Origin of the sequence: Butyricicoccus pullicaecorum DSM 23266, from assembly GCF_900167005.1 — a bacterium.
In the GTDB taxonomy this organism is placed as follows: Bacteria; Bacillota; Clostridia; order Oscillospirales; family Butyricicoccaceae; genus Butyricicoccus; species Butyricicoccus pullicaecorum.
Genome location: NZ_FUXW01000001.1, coordinates 717,886 through 733,865, shown reverse-complemented (window position 1 = coordinate 733,865; position 15,980 = coordinate 717,886). Strand labels below are relative to the sequence as shown.

Annotated in this window: 19 protein-coding genes and 1 pseudogene; 2 read left to right on the top strand and 18 right to left on the bottom strand. The window is 52.2% G+C overall.

Translation table 11 applies throughout. The features are described from left to right. Window positions 1–2: 2 nt before the first annotated feature. From mobQ to B5D52_RS03605, 14 genes and pseudogenes are all read right to left on the bottom strand, one after another. Window positions 3–1,511 (bottom strand): MobQ family relaxase, encoded by a 1,509-nt coding sequence (gene mobQ, locus B5D52_RS03670; protein WP_040332744.1) that lies wholly within the window; start codon window positions 1,509–1,511, stop codon window positions 3–5. A gap of 249 nt (window positions 1,512–1,760) precedes the next feature. Continuing rightward, window positions 1,761–2,057, bottom strand: coding sequence for a DUF3847 domain-containing protein (locus B5D52_RS03665; RefSeq protein ID WP_016147288.1), 297 nt, complete (start codon window positions 2,055–2,057; stop codon window positions 1,761–1,763). A gap of 131 nt (window positions 2,058–2,188) precedes the next feature. Then, a complete protein-coding gene (locus tag B5D52_RS03660) occupies window positions 2,189–3,022 on the bottom strand; it encodes a methyltransferase domain-containing protein (protein ID WP_016147289.1) in 834 nt (277 codons plus the stop codon). A 185-nt stretch (window positions 3,023–3,207) separates the two neighbouring features. After that, the gene (locus tag B5D52_RS03655; protein ID WP_016147290.1) at window positions 3,208–3,504 is read right to left on the bottom strand and encodes a hypothetical protein; all 297 of its coding nucleotides are present in this window, start codon (window positions 3,502–3,504) and stop codon (window positions 3,208–3,210) included. A 134-nt stretch (window positions 3,505–3,638) separates the two neighbouring features. Continuing rightward, a complete protein-coding gene (locus B5D52_RS03650) occupies window positions 3,639–3,854 on the bottom strand; it encodes a transposon-encoded TnpW family protein (RefSeq protein WP_016147291.1) in 216 nt (71 codons plus the stop codon). A gap of 80 nt (window positions 3,855–3,934) precedes the next feature. Further along, window positions 3,935–5,809: a recombinase family protein gene (locus tag B5D52_RS03645; protein ID WP_016147292.1), complete on the bottom strand. Its 1,875-nt coding sequence runs from the start codon at window positions 5,807–5,809 to the stop codon at window positions 3,935–3,937. A gap of 32 nt (window positions 5,810–5,841) precedes the next feature. Beyond that, window positions 5,842–6,144: pseudogene (locus tag B5D52_RS03640) on the bottom strand (VirD4-like conjugal transfer protein, CD1115 family); the annotation flags it as partial. Continuing rightward, window positions 6,141–6,641 (bottom strand): PcfB family protein, encoded by a 501-nt coding sequence (locus tag B5D52_RS03635; protein WP_016147294.1) that lies wholly within the window; start codon window positions 6,639–6,641, stop codon window positions 6,141–6,143. The pseudogene B5D52_RS03640 and the gene B5D52_RS03635, both read right to left, overlap by 4 nt. A gap of 88 nt (window positions 6,642–6,729) precedes the next feature. Beyond that, window positions 6,730–7,485 (bottom strand): BRO family protein, encoded by a 756-nt coding sequence (locus B5D52_RS03630; RefSeq protein WP_016147295.1) that lies wholly within the window; start codon window positions 7,483–7,485, stop codon window positions 6,730–6,732. A 34-nt stretch (window positions 7,486–7,519) separates the two neighbouring features. Next, on the bottom strand, window positions 7,520–8,398 hold the full coding sequence (locus B5D52_RS03625) for a DUF6017 domain-containing protein (RefSeq protein WP_016147296.1): 879 nt from the start codon (window positions 8,396–8,398) through the stop codon (window positions 7,520–7,522). 69 nt (window positions 8,399–8,467) lie between these two features. Further along, window positions 8,468–8,659 (bottom strand): hypothetical protein, encoded by a 192-nt coding sequence (locus B5D52_RS03620; protein ID WP_016147297.1) that lies wholly within the window; start codon window positions 8,657–8,659, stop codon window positions 8,468–8,470. Window positions 8,660–8,686: 27 nt separating this feature from the next. After that, complete coding sequence (locus B5D52_RS03615) at window positions 8,687–8,962, bottom strand: DUF5720 family protein (protein ID WP_016147298.1); 276 nt, start codon at window positions 8,960–8,962, stop codon at window positions 8,687–8,689. Window positions 8,963–8,974: 12 nt separating this feature from the next. Further along, entirely contained in the window at window positions 8,975–9,910 is a 936-nt protein-coding gene (locus B5D52_RS03610; RefSeq protein ID WP_016147299.1) for a ParB/RepB/Spo0J family partition protein, read from the bottom strand. Continuing rightward, on the bottom strand, window positions 9,867–10,688 hold the full coding sequence (locus B5D52_RS03605; RefSeq protein WP_016147300.1) for a ParA family protein: 822 nt from the start codon (window positions 10,686–10,688) through the stop codon (window positions 9,867–9,869). Before B5D52_RS03605 ends, B5D52_RS03610 begins: the two co-directional genes overlap by 44 nt. Window positions 10,689–10,901: 213 nt before the next feature. On the opposite strand from B5D52_RS03605, the gene B5D52_RS16320 reads away from it, so the two are divergent. Beyond that, window positions 10,902–11,108: a hypothetical protein gene (locus B5D52_RS16320; RefSeq protein WP_207651142.1), complete on the top strand. Its 207-nt coding sequence runs from the start codon at window positions 10,902–10,904 to the stop codon at window positions 11,106–11,108. 33 nt (window positions 11,109–11,141) lie between these two features. Here B5D52_RS16320 and rpsI read toward each other — a convergent pair whose 3' ends face one another. Together rpsI and rplM are read right to left on the bottom strand one after the other, a co-directional pair. Beyond that, a complete protein-coding gene (gene rpsI / locus B5D52_RS03595) occupies window positions 11,142–11,549 on the bottom strand; it encodes a 30S ribosomal protein S9 (RefSeq protein ID WP_016147301.1) in 408 nt (135 codons plus the stop codon). A gap of 23 nt (window positions 11,550–11,572) precedes the next feature. Beyond that, entirely contained in the window at window positions 11,573–12,001 is a 429-nt protein-coding gene (gene rplM, locus B5D52_RS03590; protein WP_016147302.1) for a 50S ribosomal protein L13, read from the bottom strand. Between the two features lie 304 nt (window positions 12,002–12,305). On the opposite strand from rplM, the gene B5D52_RS03585 reads away from it, so the two are divergent. Beyond that, window positions 12,306–13,040 carry a tRNA 2-thiocytidine(32) synthetase TtcA gene (locus B5D52_RS03585; protein ID WP_016147303.1) on the top strand — a complete coding sequence of 245 codons (735 nt, stop codon included), beginning with the start codon at window positions 12,306–12,308 and terminating at the stop codon, window positions 13,038–13,040. Between the two features lie 477 nt (window positions 13,041–13,517). On the opposite strand, the gene B5D52_RS03580 is transcribed toward B5D52_RS03585, so the two are convergent. Both B5D52_RS03580 and B5D52_RS03575 read right to left on the bottom strand, forming a co-directional pair. Next, a complete protein-coding gene (locus B5D52_RS03580) occupies window positions 13,518–15,128 on the bottom strand; it encodes a C69 family dipeptidase (RefSeq protein ID WP_016147304.1) in 1,611 nt (536 codons plus the stop codon). Between the two features lie 145 nt (window positions 15,129–15,273). After that, entirely contained in the window at window positions 15,274–15,843 is a 570-nt protein-coding gene (locus B5D52_RS03575) for a manganese efflux pump MntP (protein ID WP_016147305.1), read from the bottom strand. Window positions 15,844–15,980 lie beyond the last annotated feature (137 nt).

Here is a 15,980-nt window from a genome sequence, read left to right as displayed (position 1 = left end):
TTTCATCGTTCTAAGTCGTGCTGCTTGGTGCGGGTCTGCTCCGGCTGGTCGGCTTTCAGCGCAATATCAACGCACTTGCGGATATTGTGCAGCTCGGCAACCTCGGCGCGGGTTTCTTTCAGCTTGGTATATTCCGCTGTTCTCTGCCCGCTGAGGGTGGCGTACTCTTTTTCCCATTCAGCGATAGGCAAGCTCTTTGTCCCTTTCGGCAGATTTGCATGGAGATAGCGGCTCGCTGCGTTCCATAGCGTAAGCTCGGCGCGGTGGGCTTCCTCGTACTTGTCGCGCTTGCTCGTCCAGCCATTTTTCAGCTTTTTCAGCTCGTCGTGAATGGGCTTGTACTCGGTGTAGTTCTTCCCGTATTCAATCAGCTTTTGTAATTCTTTCATGCGCTTCTCGGCGGTTTTCATGCCCGCCCGGATAGCGTCGGCTTGGTCGCTGACAGAGGAAAGGGTAGCGTCCAGCTCCGCAAGGGTGGAAATGCCATGCTCGGAAAGATAGCCTACTGCCTTTGCAACGGTTTTCAGTTCATCGGCGGCGTGCTGCCTTTGCCAACTTTGCGAATACTTCCGGCTCTTTTCTCTCTGAACGCTTAAATACTTCATCAGCAGATTTGCAAGGCCGGGGGATTGCGGGGGCTGCTCCGGGGCGTTTTCCCGCGCCTTGAACAGTTCGCCAATCCATTCTTTGAGCTTTCCAATCTGCGCCCGGATTTCCCGGATAAGGCGGTTTGCCTTTTGGATATTCCGGTTCAGCTCGCCTTTCTCGGTGGCTATGCCTTTCTTCTCCATTTGACAAGCCGCTACGCCCATGTGGACGGTAGGCAGCTCGTCAATGCCGCGCTCGGCGTTGCTGCGGTGGTCGATACGCGACCGGCTTCCGGCGCGTTCAAGGTAGGCATTTGAAATATCCGCCCATGCCTTGCGCCATAAAAGCGCGTTGCCCTTGTCGTTCCAGCCTGTGAGGTCAACTTTGTGTGTCTTGTATCTGCCGCTTGGTAAGCGTATGCGCTCGCCGTTCTCGTCAATGTCATATTCCTTTTTGGACTTCGCCGCCCATGCGCCGCGCTCGTCAAGGGGGCGCATAGTAAGCATGATATGACAATGGGGGTTGCCGCTGTCGGTGTCGTGAATGGCAAAATCAACGCACATTCCTCTGGAAACAAATTGAGAGGAACAGTATTCCCGGACAAGCCGGATCTGTTCCTCTCTGGATAATTCTATGGGGAGTGCTGCGTCAATCTCTCTGGCAAGCTGGGCGTTCCCGGTTTTCTCGTAAAGCTCCACACTGTTCCATAGGGTAGCGCGGTCAGAGAAAGAGGGCGGGGCATGGGGCGGCAATAGGATTTCCGTATGGACAACGCCGCGCTTGCGGGTGTAGTCATGGGTCATTCCGTCCCACTCGTTTGTGATTTTCTCGCCGCTTCGGTAGGTGGCTGCGGCAACGGCTGACTTGCCTTTTCCTCGGCTCACAATGCCGATGTTACAGTGGTAAATGGCTATGGGTATCACCTCCCGGATAAGATAATAAAACCCGCAAAAATAGTACAGACGCCGGGGCGGGTGTACTGTTTTTGTGGGTGTGCAGGGATAGCCGCGTAAGCGGCGCAAGGGGTGCAGCCCCTTGTTGCGGCAAAGCTGCCAATGTCGGTCAGAGAGGGAAGCAAGCGGCTTTCTCTCTGTGCCGACAAGCCCTCGGCAGAGCGCACGCACCCGTAAGGGTGTATAAGTGCGCCCTTTGTGCCCTTTGTGCCAAAGGGATTATTCGCTTTTCCCGCCCTTGGTGCGTTTTTTCAGATAAGCCCGCGCTTCCTCGCTCGTCAAGGCAAGCCGGAGAAAGGCGGCGGCTTCCTCGTCGGTCATGGTCTTGGCTTCTGGCACAATGCTCTCAAAGACCGCACCCCGGACGATCAGCCGATGGCTACGCGTCCTGCGTTCCTCTTGGGATAACTTTTGCCGCAACACCTTTTCCCGATTTTCAAGCTGCCGGATTTTCTTCTTCCCGTCCTCAATCTCGGCTTGCAATTCCTCGCGGTTTTTTTCTCTCGGTTTCGTCATGGGTGGTCACTCCTTTCTACCTGTCGGCATAGAAAAAGGACAGTCGATTTCCTCGGCTGTCCTTTTGATTAGGGTGTTTGGTTTACTCCGTTCTGCTCAATAAATGGGAATATTAAATATCAATACGCCCTTTAATACATTCCTATTAAAACATCAGCTTCGATTGTCAAATGTGTGAGAGTACACCAATCAACGCAATCTTTTTCAACGCAAAAGAGAAGCGGCGTCATTTCAATAAACGACATTCTTTGTTCTGATGACAACTGTACGGTGGCTGAAACCGTTTCTCTTGAAATGGTTTTAAGATATTTCTCAAAATATTCAACGACAGACTCATTTGAATAATCTGGATTTTTCAAGTGTGCTTGCACTTTAGTCCTGATTTCCCTCAAATGATTTTTCGTAGGAATTACTTTCACAACATATCCGTTAGGAGATAGCAATCGCTGAAATTCTTTGTAGTGTGCAGGCGAAAATATGTCTAAAATACAATCCATACTTCCGTCTTTCAAAGGGATTTTTGATAAGTCAGTAACAAACCACTTCACTGCTTTGCGCTTGTCTTTTTTTGATGCAATCTGTATTGCCTCCCTTGACAAGTCAAAAGCAAAGATGTTTCGTTCTGTTCTTTGCTGTATCTGCCTTGCATAGAAACCCTCGCCGCAACCAACATCTAAAATGTTTCTTATAGATGGCGTATCAGAAATAAACTGTATGATTTTCTCCAACACAACATCATACATGCCATACTCCAAAATTTGGTGCCGGTTGTCAAAAGACCGCTTGCTGTAGTTGGTTTTGGGCGATGATTTTAACAACAAATTTACATACCCATATCTTGAAATATCAAAGCAATGTCCATGTCTACAAATTAGGCTATTGCCTTGTATATCCATTGATTTTGTGCAAATTGGGCATTGAAAATAAACCTTGCTGTCTGCAAAGCGTGATAAATTATTATTCATTTGTTTTTCCTCCGTAATTACATCTCTGCTTCAATAAGCGAGTTATGCAGTACGGATAACCGCAACATAACTCGCGGTTTTATCTTAATCTCATAAATGTAACCATTGTGTTGTCCTCCAATCAATTCCGCAGTATTACTCTGCTTTTAGAAAAAGTATAGCACAAAACTATGAACATTTCCACTCTATTTCAGCCTGTCGGCGGCGTTGCTCTCTCTGGCAAACCGCCGCGCTGCTTCCCGGCGTTCCTCACTGTATGGGGCGGTCAGACGGAAAGAGAAGCGGCCTTTCTCAATATCAAACTCCATGCAGCCCGTTTCCGGGTCTGCGTCGGTCTGCTGGCAGATCGCCGGATAACGGCGGCTGTATGCAAGCAGACGCTTTTTCAAGGCGGTGTTGTGGGTGCGGATATGGATAAGGGGGTCTTTCTCGTCAAACCAAATATCAGTGGTCTTTTCCTGCTTGGTAAGCCCTGTTCTCATGCAAGCTCCTTTCTGCGCCCCTGTTACGCAACAGGGGCATTTTTCGGGTGTTTTCTCCGGCTCTTGACTTGGAGAAAACGGCGTTTTTGACGATAAAAACCGCCCGGACGGGGAATGGTTCGTCGGGGCGGCTGTTATCGCAAGATTTCTGTTTTTTCCGGCTCTTGACCGTCAGACGCGGATAAACGCGAACTGTCGGCAAGTATCGTCTTGAGCAGCTTGTCGCGGAATGTTTCTGTGCTGCTGTGATTGAAAAATAACTCCGCAACAATGGTCTGCCCGTTCCTCTGCGTCGTGATGATACTGTCGGGGTTCCGGGGTTCGGTGGGCGTCCCGTTCTGTTCTGCCATAGTCGGCTCCTTTCTCCGGGCGCGAAAAAGGGGATTCCCCGTAGTTGGAAAATCCCCTCTCGGCTGTCGGTTATTCTGTTTTACTGTGCGGGCTGTGCGGCGGCGGTCTGCGCCTTTCTCCTTGCCCGGTATTCCCGCGCCTTGATACGGTCATACTCCCGCTGCTTTTCAAGGTTTCGCGCCCGGTACTCCCTTGAATACTGCCGGTGGTAGGCGCGGCTCTTTTTCTTTTTGGCTTCTTCGATTTCCTCCCGCATTTGCCGGATTTCCTGCTCGGTCGGCTCTGCAAGCTGCGTTACTTCGTTCTCAAACCTGCCGATATAGTTGAAATATATGCTGATGTGCTGGATTGCGTATCTCGCCCTTTTCTGGTCGCGCTCATGCACTTCAATCCTGCTGATAAACTCGTTGAGAATGGCGGGGGTGAGGTCGGTAAAGGCGGCATGGCGTTCCGTCAGCTTCAAAAACTTCTGCGCCCGCCCTCCCGCGTTCTCATAAGCGGATAGCTGCTCTTGGAGTCCCGCAAGCTCCGTTTTCAGTGTGTAGTATTCTTCCGAATACTTCTGCGACATTTGCTCATAGCGGTCTTGCGGGATAGTGCCGAGGGCGTTGTCCTCATAGAGCTTATTCAGCACCTTGTCAATCTGTTCAAGGCGTGTCGTGATTTGCGGGATACGTTTCTGCTGTTTCTTGGTCTGGTCGGTCTGCTGCATGGCAAGGCTCTTTTTCACTAAGGCTTCAAACTCCGCCCGGTTGCTGATAGAGTAGTCCTCGATTTTCTTCAGCACTTCCGCGACGGTCTGCATAAGCAAGTCAGCGTCAATGATGTGTGGGGAATGGCACTTGGGGTTTTTGGCTTTCCCCTTGTGGTACTCGCTGCAATAGGCAACGTGCCGCTTGCCGCCGTTTCTGTAATCTATGCGGATGTGCATTTTTGCGCCGCAATCCTTACAGAAAAGCAAGCCCGACAAAGGGTGGATTTCCCCGTCCCCGTTGGGGCGTCTGACGGGCGCGTTTTCCAAAATCCGCTGTGCGGTTTCAAAGTCGGCGCGGTCAATAATCGGCTCATGCACATTTTCGGTTATCTGCCATTGGCTCCGGTCTACATAGTGGTTCCGCTTGTCCCGGAAATGCTTTGTAGTCTTGAAGTTGACTACATCGCCGCAATACTCCTGCCGCGTAAGGATATGGGTCAAGGTGGCTTTGTTCCACTTGTAGCGGTTATCCTCATTGAGCGCCTTGTTTTTACACGTTCCCCGTCCCCGGTCTTTCATGTAGAAAGTGGGGGTAGGGATTTGCTCGTTTTTCAGATATACGGCGATTTGGTTGCGGTTCTTCCCGCCGATAAACAAACGGAAAATAAGGCGCACAACCTCGGCGGCTTCCTCGTCGATTATCCAAAAATCCTTGTTGTCCGGGTCTTTGACATAGCCGTAGGGGGCTTCGGTGGCAATCGGCTTTCCGCTCATGCCTTTGGTCTTAATGCCCGTTTTCACTTTCTTGCTGATGTCCTTTGCGTACCACTCCGACATGATGTTGATAAAGGGCGCAAACTCCAATGTGTCGGGCTTCTCGCTGTCAATGCCGTTGTTGACCGCGATAAAACGCACGTTGTTCCGTCTGAATATCTCCATAGCGTTGCCGACTTGGAGATAGTCGCGCCCCCAGCGGGTAAGGTCTTTCATAATGCAAACGCCGATTTTCCCGTTTTCAACGTCCTCCATCATGCGGGAGTAGGCAGAACGGTCAAAAAATCTGCCGCTTTCATCGTCGTCGATGTAGTGCCGGATATTCGTCAGCCGCTGCCCTCTGGCGTAGTTCTCCAAAAAGATTTTCTGGTTCTGTATGCTGTTGCTCTCGCCGCCGTCCCTGTCCTCGTCCCCTACGGAAAGACGGGAGTAAAGGGCTGTGATTTTGTTGTAATCATTCATGTGCATATCCTCCTGTGCGTCCATGTAGAGTTCCTTTACACTTAAGATTATGCACTCCAGCGGGCGGAGCCGTACTCCATGCCATGCCGGTACTTCTTGGCGTTCTTGCTCTTGAGATAGACCGCCAGCCGCAGGCCACCGCCGCAGCACAGGCCCACCAGCAGGTCCAACGGGTGCAGGCTGGGCCACCAGCTGGCAAGCGCCTCCGGCAGTGTGGAGAAGAACGAGAGCATTTTTGCCGAAGCGTCCGCGCCCACGGCCATCCGCCATCCTTCACCGAAGTTGGTGGCAAACAAGCCCATCAGAATATACGGCAGGTTCAAAACAAGGAGCTTTTTGATGTCAAGCTGCTTTTTCATCGTTCCAGCTCCTTTCGCTTGTTCCGATCCACGACGGCGTGCTTCACCAACTCTTTGAACTGGCTCAGCTTTGCCAGCACGGACGGGCGCTCGGATTTCTCTGCCTTTCTTACCTTTTTGCCGGTATATTCGGTAAAGGCAGCTGTCAGGGCGTCCGCATCCCGCCCCTTGAAAAAGATCAGATACTTGGGCGGGGAGCTGCTGCGATCCTTCTTCACCGCATAGTCCACACCATATTTCCGGGCGATCTTTTCAAACTCCTTGATGGAGGGGTCGGTGATCTCGATGTTGGAAACACCCTGGTTCTGACCGATCAGCTGTTTTACCGTCTGCTTGCCCTGGGGCTTCACAGGCGCGTCACGGCTTCTCTGCTTTTGCAGCTTCTTTTCCTTGCGGTGGGCAAGGTACTTGGTGATGGCGGCTTTCAACAACCGCCCGGTAAACTTTGTTCCGCTGACTACCAGCGTCAAAGTCCTGTTTTCCACTTCCTCCTGCATAGGTCATCGCCTCCTTTCCACGGATTTTGCAGGGGTGGCGCTTCAAACTAAGGCGGGACCACCAGCCGCCGCAAAAGATAACGGGCCATTATATCATCAGCAGGATACTGTCCCGCAGCTGGGCAAAATACAGCTTGCCCTGGGGCGTCACCAGCGTGTAGGAACCGATGTGTCCGTGGTTACAGTAGTCTTTGACACAGAACAGGCCATTGTTGGAGGGCTTTGCATAGGGAAGTACATTCCCGGATGCTGTGCGATAGACAAACCGCTGCTCCAGCAGGAACCGGACAAACCGGCGCTCCGGCACAACCAGCTCTTTGGCGGTGGTGCGGAGATTGGTGCTGTGATTGAGGTCGATGAACAGGTCATAAAAGGCGGCCTTGCTTTCCAGCAGAGCGTTTTTCTCCCGCAGCACCGCATTTGCTTCCCGCTCAGCCAGCAGATCGGAGCAGAGTTTCAGCAGCGCCTCCGGGGAAGTGGCAACCTCCCACAACTTTTCCCTGGTCATGTAGGCTCCGTGCTTGCGGATAGTGGGAAGTACTTCAGACGTGACCCACCGGCGGAACTGCTTTGCCTTGGGCAGCTTACTGGACAGCACCAGGGAATAGAAACCAGATTCGTTGATGATGGTGATTCCACGGTTCGGGATGTCAAAGGTCGTGTTTTCCGACCTTTGGATAATCCGCTTGTCCTCAGCATCGACGTGGGTAGCCAGTGCATCCTTGGCATTTTTGTACCCCAACGCCAGAGCTATGTCCTTGCCCACCAGCCAGGGTTCGCCATCAATTTCTACGGCGCGGATGGCTCCAAACTCCGGGTTTTTGAAAATTTCTATCTGATTCATGTCGTGCCTCCTTTGGTATGAGAAAAGGCGGCTCTTACCAGCCGCCTGCATTCATATCGTGATTGACTTGTACGGTGTAGTGATTACTGATGGTGGTGGGCGCGTTGAACAGCACTGCAAGCAAATACTGTTTCATATTGCGGACCTCGGTGGTGTTTTTCTGCATACCGTCCATGACAAACCGGATATGCTCGCTATCCAGCTTCAAAAATCGGGAGCGCACGACTTCATGGGGAAAGTCGCTGCCAGCGATCCGAGTTGTCTTACGCTTGGCACAAACGGTCTCCACAATCAGCTCCACAATCTCGTCCAGGTCCTCACGGTAGGTCGAAAACTCTCTGCACAGATAGTCATACTCGATGTTCTCCAGAATCAAATCCCGATAGCTTTCCATCTCTGAGACAGACATCGCATCCCTTCCTTTCCGTTCCGGCGGTCTTACCGCCGCTGTCTCCCGGAAGGGAATGGAATCGGTACTTGCTCTATGAGTATTTTGTTTTTGGGTATTTGGTTTCTCTATATTTAATTCTGCGGGCTTTTCCGTATCCGGTTTCTCCATATCCGGGTTTTCCGTATCTGGTGAAGCCGTATCTGGCTGGGGCGTATCCGGGTTCTTCGGCTGTGGCTGCTCGTAGATGACATACTCAGTGTCGCTGATCCGGCCTTGTCGGTCCCGCAGCTGGTTCCGCACGATGTAACCGGCGGTTTCCAATTCCCGCAGCGCATTACCAATGGCGTCAACACCCTCCTTGCAGATTTTTGCAAGGCCACGGGTGGTATAGTTCCAGTCATCCGGCAGGGATAGCATCATGGAAAGCAGTCCCTTGGCCTTGAGGGACAGTTCATGGTTTCGCAGGTGATGATTGCTCATCACGGTATAATCTCTGGTCCGTTCAATGCGAAAAACGGCCATTGACTTCACTCCTTTCTAATTTCAGGGCATGAAAAAAGCCACAATCTTTCGTGAAAAAGACTGTGGCTTTCAGCTGTTTTTGTTGTTCTGCCAGGGCCGGTAGGGACGCTTGTACTTCGGCGGATGACTGAACATCGGTTCATGCTCCGAAAACGGGAGGGTCTGCAAAACCCGGTCAATGTCGGTGGATTCCATATCATACTGGGACTGACAATTTTCCCGGATGGCATCTTTGATGCTCTGGACAGTACACATATTCATTCCTTTCCTTTCGTAGTGATGATGAATTTACGGGTGGCGGCGGCGCTTGTCCGGTTTGAAGTCGAGAACATGGCCCTCAATGACACGGGCATACCGCTTGATTTTGATTTCCCGGCGCTTCTGGCTGTGAAGGGCGGCCTGATACCCGTCCTCCGTGAGAAACAGCCGCATTTCATCGCCGGGGCTGCCGTAGGAACAGGGACGCTGAACGGAAAACTCGATCATCCAGCGGGTGTTATCTTGAAAACGCTCTACGGCCAAAATATTGTGTCCTTTCAGCTCACGGGCTGAAATATCCCTCATAGGCGGCTCCTTTCATCGTTCCTGGTCTCTCTGGCGCTTCTTCTGCCATGCCTCCAGCAGTTTGATAATTGTTTCCTGCATCCGCTGGGGCGTGTAGCTCTTGGGAAAATACTTTCGCAGGGTGTCAGAAGTGAAAGTTACCCGGTCCAAATCGCTTTTCTTTTCTTCGCCCATGATGACGCGCATCATATCGAGGGTCAGATGTCCCTCCTGGCTGTATTTCTTGAGCCGCTGGGCCTGGGAGAGAGAGGGGGTAGCCTGTTCACTTTCCATCGCGTCCAGCAAATCCCTCTGTTCCTCTTTTTTGAGGAAAGACAGCTCATAAGCCGGATTGAGAGCGATTTTCCGTTCATCGACCATATCCAGCAGTTCGGGAATCAGCTCCGTCAGGCGGATAAATCGTTGAATCTGATTTTTACTTTGCCCGACTTGTTCAGCCAAAATGTCTCTTGATTTCTTCCCATCTGACTTGTGCCCAAGTTGGGCACAAGTTAAATCTCTGCGCTCACCCTGATGTTTCATGGCTTCCAATTTCAGTTTGTAGGCAAATGCTCTCTCGCTGGGGAGCAGACTTTCACGCTGTAAGTTGCTGTCCACCATGATGATGGTGGCGGCATCATCGTCCAGGTCTCGGATAATAACCGGCATAGTCTCTTTCTCAGCCAGTTCACTGGCTCTGTGCCGTCTATGTCCAGCTACCAGCTCATAGCCGCCCTCTGGGTCCGGGCGGGCAATCGCCGGAACCAGAACACCATACTGCCGCACACTATCTGCGGTCTCCAGCATGGCCTCGTCATCCTTGACTTTGAAGGGGTGGTTCTTGAACGGATGCAGCTCAGACAGCGGGATTTCCTGTATCTTCTCCAGCTTGGCATCCTGACGGCCTTCTTCGGTGGAGAACAGATCATCTACCGAGGCCAGCTCTACTTTTTTCGCGCTGCTTTTCAAGTTTCATCACCTCCTGGGTCAGATTTTTGTACCCCTCGGCCACCTTGCCGTTGGGGTCATGGGCAAAGATGCTCTTGCCCTCGGCGCTGATTTCCTTTGCCCGGACGGAATGGGGAATCTCGGTGCCGAACACCTTGATTTTGCTTCCGTAGGTCTCCCGCAGCAGGGCGGCGATCTCCTTGGCAAAGTTGGTGCGGTTGTCCACCATCGTCAGCAGTATGCCGTCGATCTGGAGTTTGGGATTGATTTGCCGCTTCACCTTATTGACCGTCTGGAGCAGCTGTTCCAGGCCCTTGGCGGGTAGATATTCCGCCTGGACGGGGATTATGATCCTGTTGGCGGCTGCCAGTGCGTTGACCGTAAGCATACCCAGGGAAGGCTGGCAGTCAATCAGGATATGGGAATACTGTCCCTTGAGCGTGTCCAGGTATTGCCGCAAGATGGTCTCACGGCTCATGGCATTCACCAGGGAGACCTCCATGCCGGAGAGCTGAATGTCAGCAGGCATCAGGTCAACGCCTTCCGGGTGGTGCAGGATACCCTCACCGGGCTTGATTGGCTCATCCATCAGAATACGGCCCATAGCGTCGGACAGGGTAAAAGGCAGCTTGTCCGGCTGGGGATGGCCCAGGCTGATGGTCAGGCTGCCTTGCGGGTCCCCGTCAATCAGCAGCACTTTCTTCCCGGCCTGCGCCAGCCCGATCCCCAAGTTCGCGCAGGTGGTTGTCTTGCCAACGCCGCCTTTCTGGTTGGCGATGGCGATGATTTGCGTGTTCAATGACTTCACCTCATTTCTGAATTGTTCTATGGCTTCTGGAAATAGAAAAAGCCGCCACTTCAAAAATTAAAAGTGACGGCCTTTTCTTATCCCGGAATGAAATTCCCCGGAAACGCAAAAAGCGCCCAGTAGAAAAATACTGAGCGCTTGGCGATTAGATTTATTCTGTTGTATTCAAATTAGGTCAAATTATCTCAAACTAATCAGATGAAAATGGTCGATGAAGGAGAAGAAAAAGTCACCTCTCCAAAGGGCAAAAAACGGCCTTCGGTTATCCTATTTGGTAACCACTTGGCCCTCTTTTTGGCCTGTTTTTTGCCGGTTATCCACTTGGTAACCACTAAAAATTGGGTGAAAATGGGTCTTGTTACATCAAACTTTATCAAACCATGCCAAAAGGAAAAGCCCGGAAAACCTTGATTTTCCGGGCTTTTTGATACATTTTGAAAAAGTTTAGCGCTTGCTGAACTGGGGAGCGCGACGGGCTGCCTTGAGGCCGTACTTCTTTCTCTCCTTCATTCTGGGGTCGCGGGTCAGGAAACCAGCAGCCTTCAGAGTAGGACGGTACTCCTCGGTGTTAGCCTGCAGCAGAGCGCGAGCGATGCCGTGACGGATTGCACCAGCCTGGCCGGTGAAGCCGCCGCCGACAACGGTGCACTCGATGTCGAACTTATCGGTGGTGTTGGTAGCCTCCAGCGGCTGACGAACGATCAGCTTCAGGGTCTCGAGGCCGAAGTAGTTGTCGATGGTGCGGTTGTTGATCTTGATCTCACCGGTACCGCCCGGGAACAGACGAACTCTTGCAACAGAGGACTTTCTTCTGCCGGTACCGTAGAAATATGCTTTCTTAGGCGTATACATTGTTCATTATCCTCCTTACAAGATTACTTTTCCCATGCTTCGGGCTTCTGAGCTGCATGACCGTGCTCAGCACCCTTGTAGATCTTCAGACGGGTCGCGGACTGGCGGCCGATCGAGTTCTTAGGCAGCATACCCTTAACAGCCAGCTGCATAGCCTTCTCCGGATTTTCAGCCATCAGGGTCTTGTACTGAACTTCCTTCAGGTGGCCAACCCAGCCAGTGTGATGACGGTAATACTTCTGCTCGAGCTTCTTGCCAGTCAGAATTGCCTTGTCAGCGTTGATGATGATGACGAAGTCACCGCAGTCAACGTGAGGGGTGAAAGTAGCCTTGTGCTTGCCGCGCAGCAGCATAGCAGCGGTAGCAGCGGTACGGCCGAGGGGCTTGCCTGCAGCGTCCAGTACATACCACTTGCGCTCAACGGTCTCTGCCTTTGCCATGAAAGTGGACATGATGCTTTCCTCCATATATTTTAAAATAATTTACAGCGAATATTGTGGTTCAGCTGATTTGTTTTTGCAATCAAAAGCGGCTTTTGAGGAGCCTTATTTATTAAACCATACCGAAATCGGAAAGTCAACAGCTTTTTTTCGTTTTTTAATTTATCTTCGGACAATCTCGCTCAATCTCTTTTATTCTCACTTATACTCCCGTTTTCTCACAACTCAATTTATTTTTTACCCTCTTGCCCTGTCGGTGGATTTCTGCTATATTTCCTTTAGACCAAAATCCGGACGCATATAGAAAGGAAAACCTATGCTGCAAAAACTATTATCTTTCACCCGCCGTGCGGTAGACCATTATCACATGATCGAGGAAGGCGACCGCATTGCGGTCGGTGTATCGGGCGGCAAGGACTCTCTGACGCTGCTGACTGCACTGGCCGGCCTGCGCCGGTTTTATCCCAAAAAGTTTGAAGTCGTGGCAATTACCTTGGAGATGGGTTATGATGACATGGACTTCTCCCCTGTTCAGGCGTTGTGCGATGAACTCGAAGTAGAATACATCCGTATTCCCACGCAAATCAAGCAGATCGTATTCGACATCCGTAAAGAAGAGAATCCCTGCTCGCTGTGCGCCAAGCTGCGCCGCGGCGCACTGCACGAGGCAGCCCTGCAGGCTGGATGCAAGAAGGTCGCGCTCGGTCATCACTTCGATGACGTTGTCGAGACCTATATGCTGTCTCTGATGTATGAGGGCCGTATTTCGTGCTTTAAGCCGGCCACCTACCTTGACCGCGTCGGTGTCACGCTCATTCGTCCCCTGATCTATACCCCGGAACATTATATTCGCTCGTTTGCAACCCGTAATAACCTGCCGATTGTGCATAACCCCTGCCCTGCTGATGGCAATACCAAGCGTCAGGAGGTCAAAGACCTGCTCAAGATGTTGGAAAAGCAGAATCATGGCCTGCGCGAGCGTATCTTCGGCGCAATTCAGCGCTATCCGCTGGACGGTTGGGACGCGGATACCACACGCTATAAACTCTAAGCACCGCCCAAATCCCGCCCGCAGGCGAAATAAAGCTTTCGCCGGCCTTTCTCGAAAGGCCGCGGGTTCTTAGGGCAGAGCCCTGAGACGCCGTCCGCAGACGGCGGAATCCCCTTTTGAAACCCGGTGTCTGCCCCGGGTTTCAATGAAACTTTCGTTCAAAAGCGCGCTCCGCAGAGCGCAAGACACCCCGATTGATTTCCGCTATCGAATCCAGAAATCCGCAAAAACGGATATAATAGGAAAGACCACCCGTTTGGGTGGTCTTTTCCATGAGCGGCCAATGGCCGCGGGGTATTTCGCTCGCTGCGAGTCGCGCTTTTTTTATTTATTTTGGTTGATTCCGGTCGTTGACCGGAATCAAAAGGAGATTTCGCCATCTGCGGATGGCGACTCAGGGCTCTGCCCTGAGGACCCGCAAGCCTTTCGAGAAAGGCTTGAGCGAAAGCTTCATTTCGCCCACGGGGCGGGTTTTCCTTACTTTGCAGCTGCCTCGGCTGCCGGAGCTGCCTCAGTGGTAGCCTCTGCAGCGGTCTCGGTCGTTGCGGTCGTCTCAGCAGCAGTCTCAGCCGGAGCGACTTCGGTTGCCGGAACGGTCTCAGTCGTCTCTTCCTTTGCCTCGAACTCAGCCATAACCGACGGTACAAACGCATCAGTGGTCTTATTCTTTGCAATGTAGCCCATCAGCTCGCTGAACATGAGATCAGCCTTGCTCATTGCATCATTTGCGATGGTCTCAGCCAGCTCGGTGGTGTAAGCTGCTGCCTTATCCTCGCTCTTTGCCATCAGTGCAACAACGGTGTCGTCGGTCTGCTCCTGCTGTGCGATCAGTGCATCCTCGTAAGCATCCCAGTATGCGCGTACGCCTGCACCGTACATCTCACGGTTGAGCTCAGCAACCGCGGACAGGCTGCGGAACTTCCAGTAAGCAGAATCTGCATTGTAATCAATTGCCTCGATCTGGTATGCGTCTGCGGTATCATTGATGTTGCCGAAGGACGGCAGGTAAACCGAATGCTCGGGGTTGCCCATGGTCATCCACAGCAGGCCGCCCAGCTCCTTGGGATACTCATCCTTAAACTGTACGATGTGTGCCTCTGCGCTGCGCTCGGTGCCGATGGTGCGGACAGTGCTGTCCTTCTCGGGGGTCTTTTCCGTGCCCTCGTTGCGGTAACGCTGCAGCTCCATAACGTCCTTGACCGAAATCTTCTCGCCGTCGTCCGGGGTGAAGAACAGATCAAATACCGGTGCGTCGTAGTCTACTGCATGGCCGAGGAAGTTCTGACCAGCCCAGACACGGTCACGGTTGCCGCCGGAAATCGGCTCAGAGTAAGACAGAGCAGCATGGAACTTGCCGTTATACTCCTGATAGAAGCCGTTCTGCTTTGCAAACTCGATCAGATCCTTGGAAGCAACATAGCTCTCTGCGTTGTTGAGGTCAACATAGCCCAGCATGAAGCAGTTCGGGAATACAGCAACCACGTTGTCCGGTACCTTATATGCTGCGAAGCGGTGACCGGTGTAGATCTCAATGTACCAAACCTCGTCCTTGTCCGAGATGGTGAATACGTTGCCCTCTGCTGCGCCCTTCTCGTTCAGGATATCGACAACCAGGTTGACACCCTCTCTTGCGCTCTTGACGCGGGGCAGGATGACATCGACAATGTCAGCCTCACGCAGGCCATCCTCAACGTACGGATCGGCAGCCTGTGCCTTCTCATTCGCGCTTGCAGAGACGGTTGCATCGACGCTCACGCCGTACTCGTTGAAACCGATCTCACCATAGTAGCCGTCGTCCTGAATGTCGGTATCCGGCACAGAGGTGTATTGATATGCAACGCTGGGCTGCGGATAGGTAAAGCCGGTGGTCACATCCTTGAACATCTCGCCGGCCTTATAGGTCGTACGGGGATGAACGATGTAGTTCTTGGCATGGTTGCCCGAAATATCCTCGGTACGTGCAACAATCGTGCTGCCGTCGTCGGTCCAATCACTTCCTACAATGGTGCCAGTGCATGCAAAGGCCGAGGTGATGGAAGTCAGCGCCATCAGCGAGGCCATAACCATTGCTGTCGTCTTCTTTTTCATAAATCATTCCCCTTACTTTCGCCGTTTGACGCGATACCCCAAGCGGTGAATATTTAATCATTACATTTACATATTTAATCACAACTGGAAAGAAAATGCAAGAGGAATTTTACCTGTCACGAAAATTTATTTTATGGAACTGGTTTCAAGCACCCAGGAAACCTAAATGCTCCAGCAGAATCTTGACACCCAGCAAAACAAGCACGATACCGCCTGCAGCTTCGGCATGGGACTGGAAACGCTCACCAACCACGCGGCCAAGATAGATGCCGCCCGCCGAAATCGCGCAGGTGATGCAGCCGATCAGGATAACAGCCGGCACGATGGACACATCCAGAAAAGCAAAAGTCACGCCGATGGCTAAAGCATCGATGCTGGTCGCCACCGCAAGCGGCACCATGGCACGCGGGCCGAATGCAGCGTCCATCGGTGCGTCCTCGTCGTCGCTTCGGGACTCACGAATCATATTCACGCCGATCAGTGCCAGCAGAATGAAGGCAATCCAGTGGTCAAACGCGCTGATGAGTGTCTGGAAGCGGATGCCCAGCAGGTAGCCGATGAGCGGCATGAGTGCCTGAAAGCCGCCGAAATACAATCCGACTGCAAGCGCATGTTTGGGCTGCACGCGGCTGACCGACAGGCCTTTGCAGATGGACACGGCAAGCGCGTCCATGGAAAGACCGATCGCAACCAGAATCAGTTCCAAAATTTGCATACAATGTTCTCCTTTTTCTCGGTTCCTCCCCGGCTGATGCGCCGGGTGCTCAAAAAAATCCCCCGGCTGTTATTCCGGGGAATTTTCCCGTCCCATTTGTCTCACACACCACAGGACGTACCTATTATATTACTATT